Annotated in this window: 14 protein-coding genes; 8 read left to right on the top strand and 6 right to left on the bottom strand. The window is 69.2% G+C overall.

Going from position 1 to position 12,474, the window contains the following annotated elements:
• Positions 1–85 precede the first annotated feature (85 nt).
• Positions 86–844, top strand: a complete 759-nt coding sequence (locus tag G6N49_RS14355; protein WP_011559202.1) for an SDR family NAD(P)-dependent oxidoreductase — start codon at positions 86–88, stop codon at positions 842–844.
• A gap of 24 nt (positions 845–868) precedes the next feature.
• Here the strand turns inward: G6N49_RS14355 and G6N49_RS14350 are convergent, their stop codons facing one another.
• Entirely contained in the window at positions 869–1,567 is a 699-nt protein-coding gene (locus tag G6N49_RS14350) for a winged helix-turn-helix transcriptional regulator (protein WP_163647414.1), read from the bottom strand.
• Positions 1,568–1,694: 127 nt separating this feature from the next.
• Here G6N49_RS14350 and G6N49_RS14345 point away from each other — a divergent pair, with 127 nt between their 5' ends.
• Together G6N49_RS14345 and G6N49_RS14340 are read left to right on the top strand one after the other, a co-directional pair.
• A complete protein-coding gene (locus G6N49_RS14345; protein WP_083045454.1) occupies positions 1,695–2,522 on the top strand; it encodes a class I SAM-dependent methyltransferase in 828 nt (275 codons plus the stop codon).
• Positions 2,523–2,534: 12 nt separating this feature from the next.
• Entirely contained in the window at positions 2,535–3,599 is a 1,065-nt protein-coding gene (locus G6N49_RS14340) for a phosphotransferase family protein (protein WP_083045453.1), read from the top strand.
• Between the two features lie 5 nt (positions 3,600–3,604).
• On the opposite strand, the gene G6N49_RS14335 is transcribed toward G6N49_RS14340, so the two are convergent.
• Positions 3,605–4,357, bottom strand: coding sequence for a sulfite exporter TauE/SafE family protein (locus tag G6N49_RS14335; RefSeq protein WP_083045452.1), 753 nt, complete (start codon positions 4,355–4,357; stop codon positions 3,605–3,607).
• 200 nt (positions 4,358–4,557) lie between these two features.
• Here G6N49_RS14335 and G6N49_RS14330 point away from each other — a divergent pair, with 200 nt between their 5' ends.
• Positions 4,558–5,070 (top strand): 2-isopropylmalate synthase, encoded by a 513-nt coding sequence (locus G6N49_RS14330; protein WP_083045451.1) that lies wholly within the window; start codon positions 4,558–4,560, stop codon positions 5,068–5,070.
• 9 nt (positions 5,071–5,079) lie between these two features.
• Here the strand turns inward: G6N49_RS14330 and G6N49_RS14325 are convergent, their stop codons facing one another.
• Entirely contained in the window at positions 5,080–6,573 is a 1,494-nt protein-coding gene (locus G6N49_RS14325; RefSeq protein ID WP_011559208.1) for a cytochrome P450, read from the bottom strand.
• Positions 6,574–6,692: 119 nt separating this feature from the next.
• Between G6N49_RS14325 and G6N49_RS14320 the strand changes: the two genes are divergently transcribed.
• On the top strand, positions 6,693–7,328 hold the full coding sequence (locus tag G6N49_RS14320; protein WP_083045450.1) for a TetR/AcrR family transcriptional regulator: 636 nt from the start codon (positions 6,693–6,695) through the stop codon (positions 7,326–7,328).
• 30 nt (positions 7,329–7,358) lie between these two features.
• The gene (locus G6N49_RS14315) at positions 7,359–8,216 is read left to right on the top strand and encodes an SDR family oxidoreductase (RefSeq protein ID WP_083045449.1); all 858 of its coding nucleotides are present in this window, start codon (positions 7,359–7,361) and stop codon (positions 8,214–8,216) included.
• A 7-nt stretch (positions 8,217–8,223) separates the two neighbouring features.
• Here the strand turns inward: G6N49_RS14315 and G6N49_RS14310 are convergent, their stop codons facing one another.
• From G6N49_RS14310 to G6N49_RS14300, 3 genes are read right to left on the bottom strand one after another with little or no spacing between them, the layout of a single operon-like run.
• Complete coding sequence (locus G6N49_RS14310) at positions 8,224–9,396, bottom strand: AAA family ATPase (protein WP_011855253.1); 1,173 nt, start codon at positions 9,394–9,396, stop codon at positions 8,224–8,226.
• Positions 9,397–9,405: 9 nt separating this feature from the next.
• Positions 9,406–10,473 (bottom strand): DNA polymerase IV, encoded by a 1,068-nt coding sequence (locus G6N49_RS14305; protein ID WP_011559212.1) that lies wholly within the window; start codon positions 10,471–10,473, stop codon positions 9,406–9,408.
• Between the two features lie 3 nt (positions 10,474–10,476).
• On the bottom strand, positions 10,477–11,079 hold the full coding sequence (locus G6N49_RS14300) for a TetR/AcrR family transcriptional regulator (RefSeq protein ID WP_011559213.1): 603 nt from the start codon (positions 11,077–11,079) through the stop codon (positions 10,477–10,479).
• Between the two features lie 95 nt (positions 11,080–11,174).
• On the opposite strand from G6N49_RS14300, the gene G6N49_RS14295 reads away from it, so the two are divergent.
• Both G6N49_RS14295 and G6N49_RS14290 read left to right on the top strand, forming a co-directional pair.
• Positions 11,175–11,741 (top strand): NAD(P)H-dependent oxidoreductase, encoded by a 567-nt coding sequence (locus G6N49_RS14295; RefSeq protein WP_011559214.1) that lies wholly within the window; start codon positions 11,175–11,177, stop codon positions 11,739–11,741.
• Positions 11,742–12,206: 465 nt separating this feature from the next.
• Positions 12,207–12,458, top strand: coding sequence for a redoxin NrdH (locus G6N49_RS14290; RefSeq protein WP_011559215.1), 252 nt, complete (start codon positions 12,207–12,209; stop codon positions 12,456–12,458).
• The last annotated feature ends 16 nt before the right edge of the window (positions 12,459–12,474 follow it).

Genomic DNA, 12,474 nt, shown 5'->3' with positions numbered 1-12,474 from the left:
CAGTCTGCGCACCCGAAGGCCTTAAGAAACGGTGACGTCGGCTAGGTTCCTTTACAGTCCGACCTCAATGTGGAAAGGGAGCTAGATGGAGATCGAGGGCAAGAAGGCCGTCGTCGTCGGAGGTGCATCCGGCTTCGGCCGTGCCACCGCCGAGGCGCTGACCAAACGCGGCGCGAGTGTCGCGGTGCTCGACCGGCCGCAGTCCAAGGGCCAGGAGGTGGCCGACGAGCTCGGCGCGACGTTCTACCCGGTCGACGTCATGGACTTCGCCGGCACCGAGCAGGTGCTGGCCCAGGCGGTCGAGGCGCTCGGCGGCCTGCACATCGCCGTGACCACCGCCGGCGGTGGTTCGGCCATGCGGACGCTGTCCAAGAACGGGCCGCACGACCTGGACGTCTTCCGTCAGGTGCAGGACCTCAACACCGTCGGCACCTTCAACATCAGCAGGCTCGCCGCCGAGCACATGAGCAAGAACGAGCCCGAGGACGACGAGCGCGGGGTCATCATCAACACTTCGTCGATCGCCGCGTTCGAGGGCCAGATCGGGCAGGTCGCCTACACCGCCTCCAAGGCCGCCATCGCCGGCATGTGCCTGACGATGGCGCGGGATCTGGGCAGCCTGGGGATCCGGGTGCTCGCCATCGCCCCCAGCCTCTTCGCCACCGGTCTGACCGAGGGCATCCCCGACGAGTTCGCCGCCCAGCTGACCAAGGACGCCGCCTTCCCCAAGCGGCTCGGCCGCCCAGAGGAGTACGCCAAGCTGGCCGTCGCGATCGTCGAGAACGCGATGCTCAACGGGCAGTGCATCCGGCTCGACGCCGGGCAGCGGTTCGCCCCCAAGTAGGTGATTTCGGCGTGGTCGGTCGCGTCAGGCGCGACCGACCACGCCGAAATCGCGAACGCGGGGTACCGCCGCCAGCGAACCCTGACCGATCCAGCCCGGCACCGCGCGGCGGACCTCTGCCGGGCCCGACACCGACACGCCACCGTCGAGCAGAGCACGCTGCCAACTGATGTCGCCGCGCCAGATCGCGGTCAGCGTCCGCAGGCCTGCCGACACCGTCGCCGTCACCTCGTAGCCGGGGTCGAAATCGCAGACGTCCGCCCGCCCGTCGGCGACCACCAGCCACCAGCGCGACGCGCGCGCCTCCACCCCGTCGAGGCGGAATGCCAGCGTGGTGCGGACGTCCGGCCATTCGGCCAACGGGATCGACCTGCGCATGTCCCACATCAGCAGGTGCGGGTCGAGGTCAGATTCGCCCAGTTCGCCGATCCAGCGCACCCCCCAGGCGCCCAGCGCGTCCACCACCGCGGTCAGTTCCTTGCCGCAGGGAGTGAGAGAATATGTTGTGCGACCGTCGATTTCGCTGCGCTCGACGACACCGGCCCGGATCAGCGACTTGAGCCGCTTCGACAGCAGCGCCGGTGACATCTTCGGCACACCGCGGCGCAGTTCGTTGAAATGTGTACTACCGAGCAACAATTCGCGGACCACCAGCAGCGTCCAGCGTTCGTCGAGCACTTCCATGGCCTTGGCCACGGGGCAGAACTGGCCGTAACCCGACATCGGCACACCTCCTCGACGACCGCACAGCCATCGTCGCGCACAACGCGCCGCCAGTACAGATATGGAACTGGAATCGCCGCGGACGGGGCGTGACGATTGTGGGCACCCGAACTAAGGAGACGCAGCCATGAGCAGTGACACCGCCACGGTCGACGACCGGCAACTGGCCGCCAGACACCGTTCCATCTGGGCCTCCGGCGACTACCCCAGACTGGCGGCCGAACTGGTCGCGCCGCTGGGGCCGGTGCTGGTCGAGGCTGCAGGCATCGGCGCCGGGGACCGGGTGCTCGACGTCGCGTCGGGCACCGGCAACGCCGCCATCCCGGCCGCCCAGAAGGGCGCCGCGGTGACGGCCAGCGACCTGACCCCCGAACTACTGGAGGCCGGTCGCGCGCTCGCCGCGCAGACCGGGGTGCAACTCGATTGGCGGGAAGCCGACGCACACGCTCTCCCGTTCGCCGACAACGACTTCGACGTGGTCATGTCCTGCATCGGGGTGATGTTCGCGCCCTACCATCAACGCGCCGCCGACGAGCTGCTGCGGGTGTGCCGGCCGGGTGGGACGATCGGGTTGCTCAACTGGACCCCCGAGGGGCACATCGGCCGGTTGTTCGCCACCATGAAGCCCTACATGCCGCCCCCGCCGCCGGGTGCCTCGCCGCCGCCGCTGTGGGGGCGCGAAGAGCACGTGCGGGAGCTCTTCGGCGACCGGGTCACCGACGTCGTCGCCGAGCGCCGCACCCTGCCGGTGACGCACTTCGCCGACGGCGCCCAGTTCCGCGACTACTTCAAGGCCGTCTACGGCCCGACCATCGCGGCGTACCGCAACCTCGGCGACGACGCGGACCGGGCCGCCCAGCTGGACAACGACATCGCGCAGCTGGGCGACGAGCTGATGGACGGCTCGTCGCACATGGAGTGGGAGTATCTGCTGCTGACCGCGCGCAAGGCCTGAGACCATGACGGCATGCCCGACGCCGCGCAGCAACTACCCACCCTGACCGACGCCGATGTGACCGCCCTGACGCAGTGGGCCCGCCGGGAAGGCCTCGGCACGACGGTCACCGACGTGACCCCGCTGGCCGGCGGCAGCCAGAACGTCGTGGTGCGGTTGCACCTCGACGGGCGGCCGATGGTGCTTCGCCGTCCGCCGGTCCATCCGCGGCCGACCAGTGACAAGACGATGCAGCGCGAGATCGCCGTGCTGCGGACGTTGGCCGGAAACCCCGTGCCGCACCCGGGTTTCATCGCGGGTTGCGAGGACCTCGACGTGCTCGGCGTGGTGTTCTACCTCATGGAGGAGGTCGACGGATTCAATCCCGGTAACGAGGTGGCCGAGGCCTATCGGCGCGATCCGGACATGCGCCACCGGGTGGGGTTGTCCTACGCCGCCAGCCTGGCCCAGCTCGGCAACGTGCCGTGGGAAGGCAGTGAACTCGCCGCGATCAAACGGCCGGGTTCTTTTCTGGCCCGTCAGGTCCCGCAGTTCCTGCGGCTGCTCGAGAGCTACCGCCATGAGCACTACTCGCCGGATTCGTTGCCCGCCGTCAGAGATCTGGCCGAGTGGCTGGAGGCGAATCGGCCCGCCGACGGCGAACCGGGCATCATGCACGGCGACGCCCACCTGAACAACGTGCTGCTGCGCCGGGAGACGCCCGAACTCGCGGCGTTCATCGACTGGGAGATGTGCACCGTCGGCGACCCGCTGCTGGACCTCGGGTGGATGCTGATCTGCTGGCCGCACGATCCGAACCCGATCGACGCCGGGTCGGAACTCGCCGCCCTCGGCGGGCTGGCGAGCCGCCGTGACCTGCTCGACGCCTACGTCTCCGCGGGCGGACGGCGCACCGACGCGCTGCCCTGGTATCTGGCGATGGCGTGCTTCAAACTCGCCGTGGTGATCGAGGGAACGTGGTCGCGGTATCTGGCCGGCCGCGCGACCAGGGAGGCCGGCGAACGACTGCACACCTCCGCGACCAACTTGATCGACCTGGGGATGCGCGTCGCCAAGGGCGACGATCCCTTCATGTGACGGTCTCAGCGGTAGGCGTCGACACCGAGTTTGACCGCCAGGCCGACGCCCGCGAGGCCGATGACAATGCGCATCGGGCCGGCCGGCGCCCGGCGCACCACCACCGGGCCCAGCCTGGACCCCATCAGGCAGCCCGCGCCCAGGGGGATCACCGCCACCCAGTGCACCGGCGCGAACACCGCGAAGACCAGGGCCGCGGTCGCGTTGGCGACCCCGAGGACGACGTTCTTGCCCGCGTTCGCGTGTGCGAGGGTGTCGGTCCCCGTGGTCAGCAGCAGCGCCAGCAGCAGCACTCCGGCCGCCGCGCCGAAGTAACCGCCATAGATGCAGATGGCCAAGATCGCAGCCGATGCCCACAGGCCGGCGTGCGGACGATGCCCCGGGTGCGCCGGAGCCGACCGGCGGGGCAGCAGGATCAGCACCGCGGACCCGCCCAGCAGGATCGGGACGACCTTCTCGAACCCTTCGGCCGGTGTCGACAGCAGCAGCGCCGCACCCGCCACCCCGCCGAGCGCGGCGGCCGGCACGATGCGCCGCAGCCACCCGCCCTGACCCCGCAGTTCGGGCTGCGAACCCAGCACCGATCCGATGCCGTTGAACACCAGCGACACCGTGTTCGTGACGTTGGCCGCCACCGGCGGCAGACCGGCGAGCAACAGTGCGGGGTAGGTGGCCACCGACGCCAACCCCGCGATGCTGCCGGTGAGGCCGCCCAGGACGCCTGCGGCCAGCAACAGACCGAACTCGGGCCAACCCATTGCGACGACCTTAGTGCCGCCCCGCCGGTGGCCGATCGGCGAGAGAAACTGTTTGCACGGCGGCCTGGCGGAGGTCTAGCATCGCCCACGTGCCAAGGCGACTCGTAGTAGCAACCCGCAGCGGGGTCTGATCCGGACCGACCCCTCGCTGTGGGTCGTTGCTACACCGTCGGTCACCTCCATCACGAGAAGACCGGCACATGAGCACCACGTCGATTATCGAATCGCCATCACCCGCCCTGACGCCCACCGCCAGCGAGACCGCGCCGTATGCCTGGATCACGCGGCTGCCCCGCGGTCTGCGTAAGGAGGCCGACGACATGACCTGGGACCAGTTCCTCGACGAATACGCACCCACGACGGGCCCGCTGCGGCTCGGCCAGTGGATGTGCACCGACACCGAACGGCCGGCCGGCCGGCTGGGCCCGCAGGCCCGCAACTACCAGGCGACCCTGGCGTTCGGCGACCGGATCAGCACCGCGACGGCGGCCGCATCCGGCCCGGTCGCGGCGCTGACCGCGATGCTGCACGACCAGGGCATCGCCGTCGAGACGGTCGCCTTCCACCAGATTCCCGCCGGCTCGCACACCGCGACGTTCATCCGCGGCTCCGACGGCACGCATACCGAGTGGGCGATGGGCTGGTCGCAGGACGCCACCCAGTCCGCCCTGCGGGCCGTCGTCGCCTGCGCCAACCGGCTGCTCGCCGCCTGACGCGGGGCGTCAGCGCAGCGGGCGCAACACGATCGGCATACCGTCCATCGGCACCGGCATGCCCGCGTAGTCCAGTTTCGAGACGTAGCCGGGACGCGGCGGTTCCAACCGGTAGCGGCGCAGCAGCCGATGCATCACGGTTTTGATCTCCAACTGACCGAACACCATGCCGATGCACTTGTGGGCGCCGCCGCCGAACGGCGCGAACGCGTACCGGTGCTGTTTGTGTTCGTTACGCGGTTCGGTGAAGCGGGCCGGGTCGAACTTCTCGGGATCTGTCCACAGTTCCGGCAGGTGATGGTTCACCGACGGCCAGAGCACCACGTCCGTGTTCGCCGGGATGTAGTGACCCAGCAGTTCGGTGTCGCGGACCGTCTGACGCACGTTGAACGGCAGCGGCGTCACCAGGCGGAGCGATTCGTTGATCACCAGGTCGAGGGTCTCCAGCTTCTCGAGCGCCTCGATGTCGAGCGGACCGTCGCCCAGGCGTTCGGACTCCTCGCGGCAGCGCTCCTGCCACTCGGGGTTGCGTGAGAGGTGATAGGCCATCGTCGTCAGCGTCGACGTCGAGGTGTCGTGGGCCGCCATCATCAGGAAGATCATGTGGTTGACGATGTCCTGATCGGAGAACGTGTTGCCGTCCTCGTCCGCGGTGTGGCACAGCACCGTCAGCATGTCGGTTCCCTCGGAGCCCCGCTTCTCCTTGACCCGCTGCTCGAAGTAGTTGTCGAGGACCTTGCGGGCCTGCAGGCCGCGCCACCACTTGAACGGCGGCAGGCCGGTGCGGATGATCGCGCCGCCGGCGCGGGTCGTCATCGTGAACGCGTCGTTGACCTTGGTGACGAGCTCCTTGTCGGTGCCCGGCTCGTGGCCCATGAACACCACCGAGGCGATGTCGAGGGTGAGTTCCTTGACGGCCGGGTAGAACAGGAACCGCGCATCGTTCTCGACCCAGTCGTTCGCGATGACCTGCGAGGCGACTCGGTCGATGTGCTCGACGTAGCCGGCCAGGCGGGTGCGGGTGAACGCCTCCTGCATGATGCGGCGGTGGTACATGTGCTCGTCGAAGTCGAGCATCATCAGGCCGCGGTTGAAGAACGGACCGATGACCGGGTGCCAGCCCCGCTGCGAGAAGTCCTTGTTCTTGTTGGAGAAGACGGCCTGGGTGGCGTCGGGTCCGAGCGCCACCACCGCTGGCAGCGCGGGGGAGTAGGCGTAGTGCAGCGGGCCGTAGGTCTTGTACACCTGCAGCAGGTAGTCCGGACCCCCGCGGAAGGTCTCGATCATGTGGCCCAGCACCGGGAGCCCGGAATCACCCATCACCGGCTTGAGCCCGCTGCCGGCGGGCGGTTCGGCCAGCACGAACTGCTTCCACTCCTGGTTCTGCAGCTTGTCGCGCAGGCGCTTCTCGACGATGCCCATCCCGGGGATGGTGTTCAGCGTCGGGGTGAACCGTCGCTTGGCCTGGTCGAGCAGATACTCCGGGGTGCTGATGGTCGCCATCTGAACGCTCCTGGTAGTCACAACGCTGTGGTGGACGTCACCTCCCCCACATCCTGACCGGCCGTCTTGACGCATGTCAAGTTTTGTTCTGGCGTGCCGCGGTGCCAAGGTTGAGTGTCATGACCGCCGAATCCGCCACGCCTGAGATCCGTCGCAGCCGCGGCGACCGGCAACGCGACGCGATCGTCGCCGCGGTTCGTGAGCTGCTCCAGGAGCAACCGTTCGCCGACCTGTCCGTCAGCACCATCAGCGAGCGGGCCGGTGTGGCGCGGTCGGGGTTCTATTTCTATTTCGACTCCAAGTACGCCGTGCTCGCGGTGATCGTCGCCGATGCGATGGCCGAACTCGACAAGCTCACCCACGACTTCGCACCGCGCGACGCCGAAGAATCACCCGCCACCTTCGCGCGGCGGATGGTCGGCTACGCCGCGGCGGTGTTCGCCAGCAACAACCCGATCATGCGGGCCACCACGCTGGCGCGGAACACCGATGCGCAGATCCGCGAGATCATGAACGACTTCGAGGACACCGTGATCGACAAGATCGTCGGGCTGGTGCGCCAGGACGACGGCGCCCGACCGATCTCCGACGACCTGCCCGCGTTGGTCAGGACGTTGACCGCCACGACGGCGCTGACGCTCTCGCACGACAGCGGTTTCGTCGGCCGCGGCGCCGACCCGGCGCGGGCGGTCGAGGTGGTCGAGCGCCTGTGGCTGTACGCGCTGTGGGGTGGCTCGGACCTGCGCCACACCTGAGCGGCGGGGGCGGCAGGTAGGGTCACCGCCATGACGCAGGGCAGCGGATTCACCGGTAAGCGTTGTCTTCTCACCGGCGCGGCCAGCGGTATCGGGCGTGCGACGGCGCTGCGACTGGCTCGCGACGGCGCCGAACTGTTCCTCACCGACCGCGACGTCGACGGGCTCGAGACGACCGTGGCCGACGCTCGTGCGCTCGGCGGCAAGGTCGCCATGTACCGGGCGTTCGACATCTCCGACCACGACGCCGTCGTGCAGTTCGCCGCCGACATCCACCGCGCCCACCCCGCAATGGACGTGGTGATGAACATCGCCGGCATCTCCGCGTGGGGCACCGTCGACCGGCTCACCCACCAGCACTGGAAGTCGATGGTCGACGTGAACCTGATGGGGCCGATCCACGTCATCGAGGCCTTCGTACCGCCGATGATCGCGGCGCGCCGGGGCGGCCACCTGGTCAACGTGTCCTCGGCGGCCGGGGTGGTCGCACTGCCCTGGCATGCCGCCTACAGCGCGAGCAAGTACGGTCTGCGCGGGCTGTCCGAGGTGCTGCGCTTCGACCTGGCGCGCCACCGTATCGGGGTGTCGGTGGTGGTGCCCGGAGCGGTGAAAACCTCTCTGGTGCATACGGTTCAGATCGCCGGGGTCGACCGCGAGGACCCGAACGTGCAGAAGTGGACCGACCGGTTCGCCGGCCACGCCGTACCCCCGGAGAAAGTCGCCGAACGCATCCTGACCGGGGTCCGCCGCAACCGATACCTGGTCTACACCTCACCGGACATCAGGGCGCTGTACCTGTTCAAGCGCACCATGTGGTGGCCCTACAGCGTGGCGATGCGCCAGGTCAACGTGTTGTTCTCCCGCGCCCTGCGACCCGCCCGCCGGTAGGGCTCGCTCAGCGCTTACCCCAGTCCCACGGCGGCGTGCTCAGCAGACCCTGGCCGGCGACGCGGGTCTCGCCGAACTCCTTGTACAGCGCGAGCCGGACCGCATCGCCGTCCTCGTCGAGCGGCACCGCGCCCAGCAGGTCGATCATCGCGGGGGAGTGGGTGACGACGACGACCTGCGTGCGCGCCGCGGCCGCGGTGGCAAGCCCGGCCAACGGGCGTACGAGGTCCGGATGCAGCGAGGTCTCCGGTTCGTTGAGCACCATCAGCGACGGCGGTTCCGGACTGAGCAGCGCGGCCGTCCACAGCAGGAAACGCAATGTCCCGTCGGATAATTCGGCGCACCGCAGGGGGCGCAACATCCCGCGCTGGCGTAACCGCAGATCGAAGAGCCCGTCGTGGACGGCGACGTCGAGCGTCGCACCGTCGAATGCGTCGGAGACCGCGCGGGGCAGATCGTCGAACCCCGCCTCGATGATCGTCTGCACGGCGGCCGCCAGGTCGCTGCCGTCGGCGGAGAGCACCGGCGTGCGTGTGCCCACCTGCGGGTGGCGCGCGGGGGCCGTCGCGTCCACCCGGAATCCGTCGTAGAACCGCCAGTTGCGCAACCGGTCGTGCACGGACGTGAGTTCGGGTACCGCGCCGGTGTATTCGGCGAGCACGCTGCGGTAGGACGGCAGCGACCGGGTCAGTTCGTCGAAGCCGCGGCCCGATTCGGCGCTGGCCTCGGCGTACTGACCGCCGCGACGCACCAGGGTGGCGGCGGGGCGCAGCACCGGCCCGGCGAACACCGCTTCGCGCTTGATCTGCGGGTCGCGTGCGAACAGCGAGCCCGGACCGGCGTGCTGGGGCAGGCCGAGATCCACGAGATAGCCGACATCGTCTGCGGCGTAACCGAGTTCGAGAGAGACGGGCCGGGTGCGGACGGTGCCTTCCGTGGTGCCCGTGCGCCGGGCGCCGGCGACCTGTTCCGGGCCGGCCCACAGCACCGACTCCAGCCCGCCCTCCCGGGCCAGCGACCCGATCACCTCACCGCGGCCGCAGTCGGCCAGCAGGCCCAGCGCGCGGTACAACGAGGACTTGCCGCTGCCGTTGGCTCCCGTGACCACGCTCAGCCGGCGCAGCGGGAGCACCACATCGCGCAGTGAGCGGTAACCGCGGATCGCCACAGTCTGGAGCATGAGGCGAGGCTATTGGTCCGCGGCGACAAGGGGTTCCGGGGGCTTGGGGGCTTCCGGCATCGCCAACTCCAAACGCACCCCGAGGAGCCGGATCGGCCGGTCGAGGTCGAACAGCGCGAGCACGTCGAGGGCGGTGGCGGTGACGACGCCGGCCTCGGTGGTCGGGGCGCTCAGCTTACGGATCTTCGTGCGGGTGTAGAAGGTGCTCGTGCGTACGGTCACCGCCACGCGGGTGACCACGCGGCCGGCCTCGACGACCTCGGTCAACGTCTGCTCGGCCAGGCGCGTCACCGCCGCGGTCATCTCCGCGCGGTCGGTGAGATCGTGCGGGAAGGTGACCACATGGCTGCGTGAGCGCGGCACCCACGGCGCTGCGCTGACCGTGTCGTCGCCACCGCCCTTGGCCAGCAACAGGATCCACAGACCGGTCGTCGGTCCGAACGTCGATGTCAGCACCGCGGCATCGGTGGCGGCGAGATCGGCCACCGTGGTGATGCCGAGGGCGGTGAGCTTCTTCGCCGTCTTGGGCCCGACCCCCCAGAGCGCGTCGACCGGACGGTCGCCCATCACGGCCATCCAGTTGGCGTCGGTGAGCATGAACACCCCGGCGGGCTTGCCGAAGCCGGTGGCGACCTTGGCGCGCTGCTTGTTGTCGCTGATGCCCACCGAGCACGACAGACCGGTACCGGCGACCACTTCGCGGATGCGCTCGGCCAGTGCGAACGGATCCTCGACATCGGCGCCGAGGTAGGCCTCGTCCCAGCCCCACACCTCGACCGGGTGACCCAGATCGCGCAACAACCCCATCACCTGTTCGGAGGCCTCGTCGTAGGCCGCGGTGTCCGACGGCAGGAACGTCGCATCCGGGCATCGCCGCGCCGCCACGCGCAGGGGCATCCCGGCATGCACCCCGAATTCGCGCGCGCGGTAGGAGGCGCAGGTGACCACCTTGCGCGGTTCGGTCGGGTCACCGCTGCCACCGACGATCACCGGCAGCCCCGCCAGTTCCGGGTGTCGGCGCAGCTCGACCGAGGCGAGGAACTGGTCGAGGTCGACGTGCAGGATCCAGCGCGGCACGCCTCACCGCCCACACAGCTTGACGGCCACGACCTCCCACGCGTCGGCCACCTCGTCGAGCGTGGCGCCGTCGGCGAGACGGTGCTCGATGTAGTCGGCGTCGAGGAGTGCGGTCAGGGCGGCGGTCTGCGCATCGAGGTCCCCGGTGGTGCCCGCCGACTGCAGCAGCATCCGGATGTGGGCGTGATGCAGTCGGAACGGCCCGGTGAAGCGGGTCTGCGGATCGCGCCCGGCATCCGAGAGCAGGGCGTAATGGTCGTGGACGAACGTGTGCCGGGCCCGCCCGTAGGCCAGCAACCGCTCCAGCGGAGGGGCGCCGGGACCGAGTGGCGGCGGCCCGAAGAGGAAGGCCTGCTGCTGGGCCTTCTCGTCCTCGTCGAGCAGTACCACCATCAGACCGGCCCGGCTCCCGAAGCGCCGGAACAGCGTGCCCTTGCCGACGCCCGCGGCGGCCGCGATGTCATCGGTGCTCACCGCGCCGGCACCCCGTTCGGCGATCAACCGGCGCGCCGCCTCGAGCAGCAGCAGCCGGTTGCGCGCGGCGTCCCCACGCTCCTGCGGCTCATCGGTCACCGGGAGCGGGGCGAACCGGTCGGGGGCGCTCACGACAACGACTGTAGTCCAGCCGGAATTAATCGGACCGTAGTCCGGTTACTGTCAGCGAGTCGGAGAACGTCAATGGTGCGCGAAAGGAAACTGACATGTCGGATGTGAACGTCCTGGTCCTGCTCGGCAGCCTGCGAAAGGCGTCGGTCAATCGCCAGCTGGCCGAGGTGGCGGTCGACTCCGCCCCCGAGGGTGTGACGCTGCGCCTCTTCGATCGCCTCGGAGAGCTGCCCTTCTACAACGAGGATCTCGACAACAACATCGACGAGAACCTGGTACCGGAGCCGGTGCGCGCACTTCGCGCCGCGGCCGGCGCGGCCGATGCGGCGTTGGTGATCACCCCGGAGTACAACGGCAGCATTCCCGCGGTGCTCAAGAACGCGATCGACTGGCTGTCGCGACCCTGGGGCGACGGCGCGCTCAAGGACAAGCCGCTCGCGGTGGTGGGTGCGGCGCTCGGCCGCTACGGCGGCAAGTGGGCCCACGATGAGTCGCGCAAGTCCTTCGGCATCGCGGGTGCGCGGGTGATCGACGATCTCGAGTTGTCGGTGCCGAGCGCATCGCTCGAGGGTGCGCACCCCCGCGAGAACGCCGAGCTCGTCGTGGCGCTGGGTGACGTGATCGGGAAGCTCGTCGCCTCCGTGGGCGCCACCGTCGGGTGAGTCCGCTGCTGGGCGGATGACGGGCCAGCTCAGCGCCCGCGCGGCGTTTGCTGAGCGCCTCCGCACGGCTTCGGCCCCGGGCCGGCTGTCGGTGCCCGGTGGTAGACCTGTCCATATATAGCGACACACCCTCCGTCCGGCGTGGCGACACGCCGGACGGAATGGTCCACCGGAGCTTACGACCTGGGAATTCCATGAATGTTGTTCAGAACATCTTGTATCTGTCCGCGATGTCGGCCACTAGGTGTAGTGTCTTGCACACCGACAGGCCACCACGGTTCGGAGGCCCGCCGGAGCGCAGGATCCAGTGCAGTCGGCTATCCGGTCCGCCGGAGACGCACCCCGCCGACCAGGAATTTCCGGAGCCCGCGGACCGCTGAACATCACAGCGGCACGAAGTACCGATGCAGTTGCCAGTCCGATTTGAATTCACCACCGCCGTTCGCGTAAGGAGCCGTACCGCCGATGTCGCAGCCCTTGATCACCGTGTACACCAAGCCCGCATGCGTGCAGTGCAACGCCACCTACAAGGCGCTGGACAAGCAGGGCATCGACTACGAGGTCGTGGACATCTCGCTCGACAGCGAGGCGCGCGACTACGTGATGGCGCTGGGTTACCTGCAGGCTCCCGTGGTGGTGGCCGGCAACGACCACTGGTCGGGCTTCCGTCCGGACCGGATCAAGGCCCTCTCCGGCGCGGTGGCCGCCACCGCCTGACCGGGTACGCGGTACT

The organism is Mycolicibacterium monacense (assembly GCF_010731575.1).
In the GTDB taxonomy this organism is placed as follows: domain Bacteria; phylum Actinomycetota; class Actinomycetes; order Mycobacteriales; family Mycobacteriaceae; genus Mycobacterium; species Mycobacterium monacense.
Note: the sequence above shows the minus strand (reverse complement) of the source record. Positions and strands in the feature narration are given on the sequence as shown.

Bases quoted from the DNA above. Each gene is read 5' to 3' on its own strand.
- G6N49_RS14355 (WP_011559202.1), top strand. From the start codon at position 86: ATGGAGATCGAGGGCAAGAAGGCCGTCGTCGTCGGAGGTGCATCCGGC.
- G6N49_RS14350 (WP_163647414.1), bottom strand. From the start codon at position 1,567: ATGTCGGGTTACGGCCAGTTCTGCCCCGTGGCCAAGGCCATGGAAGTG.
- G6N49_RS14345 (WP_083045454.1), top strand. From the start codon at position 1,695: ATGAGCAGTGACACCGCCACGGTCGACGACCGGCAACTGGCCGCCAGA.
- G6N49_RS14340 (WP_083045453.1), top strand. From the start codon at position 2,535: ATGCCCGACGCCGCGCAGCAACTACCCACCCTGACCGACGCCGATGTG.
- G6N49_RS14335 (WP_083045452.1), bottom strand. From the start codon at position 4,357: ATGGGTTGGCCCGAGTTCGGTCTGTTGCTGGCCGCAGGCGTCCTGGGC.
- G6N49_RS14330 (WP_083045451.1), top strand. From the start codon at position 4,558: ATGAGCACCACGTCGATTATCGAATCGCCATCACCCGCCCTGACGCCC.
- G6N49_RS14325 (WP_011559208.1), bottom strand. From the start codon at position 6,573: ATGGCGACCATCAGCACCCCGGAGTATCTGCTCGACCAGGCCAAGCGA.
- G6N49_RS14320 (WP_083045450.1), top strand. From the start codon at position 6,693: ATGACCGCCGAATCCGCCACGCCTGAGATCCGTCGCAGCCGCGGCGAC.
- G6N49_RS14315 (WP_083045449.1), top strand. From the start codon at position 7,359: ATGACGCAGGGCAGCGGATTCACCGGTAAGCGTTGTCTTCTCACCGGC.
- G6N49_RS14310 (WP_011855253.1), bottom strand. From the start codon at position 9,396: ATGCTCCAGACTGTGGCGATCCGCGGTTACCGCTCACTGCGCGATGTG.
- G6N49_RS14295 (WP_011559214.1), top strand. From the start codon at position 11,175: ATGTCGGATGTGAACGTCCTGGTCCTGCTCGGCAGCCTGCGAAAGGCG.
- G6N49_RS14290 (WP_011559215.1), top strand. From the start codon at position 12,207: ATGTCGCAGCCCTTGATCACCGTGTACACCAAGCCCGCATGCGTGCAG.